Genomic DNA, 3467 nt, shown 5'->3' on the forward strand with positions numbered 1-3467 from the left:
TTAAAATAATACAATGGTGTTCATAAAAGTCTTGGTGAAAAACATTTATCAGTTTTTAGTGTACAAAATTTGTCTAAAACGAATTAATTTTTCGTCTAGTATTATATACAATTGCCCTGCACTTAAGACATCTTACGAAACTTAGCAGCTGCCCATTTGTCTTCGGTAAGATGAGAAAGGTATTGTAATCCGGATGCGCTGCATTTTTCCGAAATTATATTGAGGTCGGGGTTTTCATAGAAACCGCTAAAAAAGATAATCCCGTCAGTTGCCAATACCTCAGCATAGCGTTCAATTTGATCTAGAAGTATATTGCGATTTATATTAGCAAGTATGATGTCGAATTTCTTACCCGGGATGGCCTCTTTAGATCCGCAAAGAGGAAGGATATTTTTTACATTATTTAGATTCGAATTTTCAATGGTGCTTTCAAAGCAGATATGGTCGTAGTCGATCGCAGTAATTTCTGAAGCACCCAGCCTGGAAGCAAGAATTGCCAGAATGCCGGTACCGCAACCCATATCAAGAACTACTTTGTTATTAAAATCCGTCTCCATCATCATTTGCATCATCAGTGCGGTAGTTTGATGATGGCCTGTACCGAATGCCATTTTTGGATCGATAACTATTTCATACGCATACTCTGGATGCGCTTCATGAAACGTTGCCCGTACATAACAAAGTTTATTGATCCTTAAAGGTTCAAAATTGCTCTCCCAAACTTCATTCCAGTTCTGGTGAGGGATAGTTTTAGCTTCGAAATCAAACGTGAACATTTCTGAGTATTGAGCTGCAATTTCGTTAAGCTGCTGTTCGATAACGTTTATTTCAGGAATATAGGCTTTAAACCCCCCTTCAACATCCTGGAATGTATCAAATCCAATTTCCGACAACGAATTGATTAGCAGATCCTGTTGAAAATCTTCAGTCCCATGGAGTGTAAAGTGATATTCCTTATAGTTCATAATCAGGCTGGTAAGGGTAAGGGCTAAGAATTAAACACTTTTATTATATCTACAAAATCCCTGGCCTTCAATGATGCGCCCCCAATCAGGCCGCCGTCAATATCTTCCTGGCCGAATAATTCTGCGGCATTTTTAGGGTTACAACTACCTCCGTAAAGGATTGTCAGGTCATTAGCAAGCTGTATACTGTATTGGCTGCCTACTTTTGAACGGATAAATGCATGTACTTCCTGGGCTTGTTCTGGTGTTGCAGTCAATCCTGTTCCAATCGCCCACACCGGCTCATAGGCAAGGACCAAATTTTTAAACTGGTTCTCCTCCAAATGAAATGCGGCCTCTTTTAACTGGTTTTCAATGACATCAAAATGAGTCCCTGCATTACGCTGCTCCAGGGTTTCTCCAATACAGAAAATTGGAGTAAGGCCATTTTTTAATACTATATCTAATTTTTGTGCAAGCAATAAATCATCTTCAGCAAAAAATGCTCTCCTTTCAGAATGTCCGATGATCACATATTCTGCTCCGGTTGATTTTATCATCGCAGCGGAGATTTCACCGGTATAGGCACCTGAATCAGCATGGTGACAATTTTGTGCTCCAATAGAAACTGTGGAGTTAGATTTTACAAGTTCTGCTAAACTGCTGAGGTGAATGAAGGGCGGACAAACCACCACTTCCTGGTTTCCATTTACATCAACTTTTACCAGGTTGACAATTTCTGCGAAAAGCTGCAGTCCAGCCGCATGGTCTAAATTCATTTTCCAGTTTCCGGCAACGATGTTTTTTCTCATATATTTATGATTAATATAAATCAGATTTTGTTAGTTGTTAGTTGTTAGTTGTTGGTTGTTGGTTGTTGGTTGTTGGTTGTTGGACTTTCCATTCCCTAAAACCGTCTATATTTTTCGCTGAGTTCAAAAACTTTAGTTAGTATTTTCTTGTCGATCTCACCAAATACTTCCTTCTTGCGTTCGTAAACGCGCTCGGCGGTTTCAAACATCTTTTTAAGACTGTACGTTTCAAAGCCATGGCTTCCGCCCCATGAAAAGTCTGGTATGAAATTTCGCGGAAACCCTGCACCGAAAATATTTGCACCAACCCCTACAACAGTACCCGTATTAAACATGGTATTGATGCCGCATTTGGAATGATCAGCCATGATTAAACCGCAGAACTGCATTCCCGTTTTCCGAAAACTTTCCTTTTGGTAATCCCATAGCCGAACTTCAGCGTAATTATTCTTCATGTTCGAATTATTGCTGTCGGCACCAATATTACACCATTCCCCAATCACTGAATTGCCCAGGTAACCTTCATGTCCTTTTGCGGAATTGCCAAATATTACAGCATTATTTATTTCACCGGCGGCTTTCGAATAGGGGCCTATCGTGGTCATGCCATATATTTTAGCGCCCATTTTTACAATTGACTCTTCGCAGAGAGCAAAAGCTCCCCGGATATGTGAACCCTCCCATACCTGGGTGTTTTTTCCGAGATATATCGGTCCCTGAGTGGTATTGAATGTTGCGCATTCAGCATTTGCACCTTCTTCAAGAAAAATATTATCTCCTAAAACTGTGTTAGTAGTACTTATAGCTGCCGATGTTCGGCCTTCCGTCAAAACCTTATAGTCCTTTGATATTTCCTGCCCGTTGTAACGGAAAATATCTTCAGGGAAAGACATTTTTATAAGCGGACCTGAAAGTTCGTGTTTTTTAAATCGGTCGATATGTTCCAGATCAAATTCTTTTGCGCCATGTTCGTTTAATTTTACAGCAATAAGAATTTCACCCGCGACAAGTGCGTCCCCCTCACCGAGACGGTCAATTGCTTCCTTTAACTCTTCATCAGGGCAAACTGAACCATTAATCAATAGATTAGATTCACCTGAGTGGTAAGGGTATTTATCCTGTAAATATTCTTCGGTCTGATAGTAAGGCTTTGTTTTAAAATGGTGTGCCCATTTTTCAGCTATAGTCAGAATGCCCACCCTAATCTCAGATACCGGCCTGGTATAGCTTATAGGCAGAAGATTATTGCGAAACTGGTCGTCGAATAAAATTACAGTCATGGACAAAAATAAAAAAAGTCCCGGCCTAATTGGACGGGACTTTTATATAATATTAAAAATATTATTATTTCTTTTCGTAACGTGAACGGAACTTATCGATACGTCCTGCAGTATCAACCAGTTTCATTTTACCAGTGTAAAACGGGTGAGAAGTGTGTGATATCTCTAATTTTACAAGTGGATATTCATTACCATCTTCCCATTTGATGCTTTCTTTCGTATCAATGCAGGATTTAGTTAAGAAAGAATATTCGTTAGACATGTCCTTGAACACTACTAATCTATAATTTTTGGGATGCAATTCAGCTTTCATCTTCAATACTTTTTAAGAGGTGCAAATATAGAAAATATTCTAATTAGTTAAAAGGAATTTGAAAATAAATAGGAAGATAGTATTGAGTGTCAAGCATCAGTATCCTAACTTTTCATCT

At 39.0% G+C, this 3467-nt stretch carries 4 protein-coding genes; all 4 read right to left on the reverse strand.

Annotated elements, in window-relative coordinates; all coding sequences use genetic code 11:
• Positions 1-122: 122 nt before the first annotated feature.
• On the reverse strand, positions 123-965 hold the full coding sequence (gene prmA, locus WBJ10_RS05295; RefSeq protein WP_424288487.1) for a 50S ribosomal protein L11 methyltransferase: 843 nt from the start codon (positions 963-965) through the stop codon (positions 123-125).
• 23 nt (positions 966-988) lie between these two features.
• Positions 989-1756, reverse strand: coding sequence for a triose-phosphate isomerase (gene tpiA / locus WBJ10_RS05300; RefSeq protein ID WP_424288488.1), 768 nt, complete (start codon positions 1754-1756; stop codon positions 989-991).
• Positions 1757-1851: 95 nt separating this feature from the next.
• Complete coding sequence (locus tag WBJ10_RS05305) at positions 1852-3036, reverse strand: putative sugar nucleotidyl transferase (protein WP_424288489.1); 1185 nt, start codon at positions 3034-3036, stop codon at positions 1852-1854.
• 64 nt (positions 3037-3100) lie between these two features.
• Complete coding sequence (locus tag WBJ10_RS05310) at positions 3101-3349, reverse strand: type B 50S ribosomal protein L31 (protein WP_079701873.1); 249 nt, start codon at positions 3347-3349, stop codon at positions 3101-3103.
• Positions 3350-3467: the final 118 nt, after the last annotated feature.

Source organism: Daejeonella sp. (genome assembly GCF_049655485.1).
Lineage (GTDB): Bacteria > Bacteroidota > Bacteroidia > Sphingobacteriales > Sphingobacteriaceae > Daejeonella.

Bases quoted from the DNA above. Each gene is read 5' to 3' on its own strand.
- tpiA (WP_424288488.1), bottom strand. From the start codon at position 1,756: ATGAGAAAAAACATCGTTGCCGGAAACTGGAAAATGAATTTAGACCAT.
- WBJ10_RS05310 (WP_079701873.1), bottom strand. From the start codon at position 3,349: ATGAAAGCTGAATTGCATCCCAAAAATTATAGATTAGTAGTGTTCAAG.
- prmA (WP_424288487.1), bottom strand. From the start codon at position 965: ATGAACTATAAGGAATATCACTTTACACTCCATGGGACTGAAGATTTT.
- WBJ10_RS05305 (WP_424288489.1), bottom strand. From the start codon at position 3,036: ATGACTGTAATTTTATTCGACGACCAGTTTCGCAATAATCTTCTGCCT.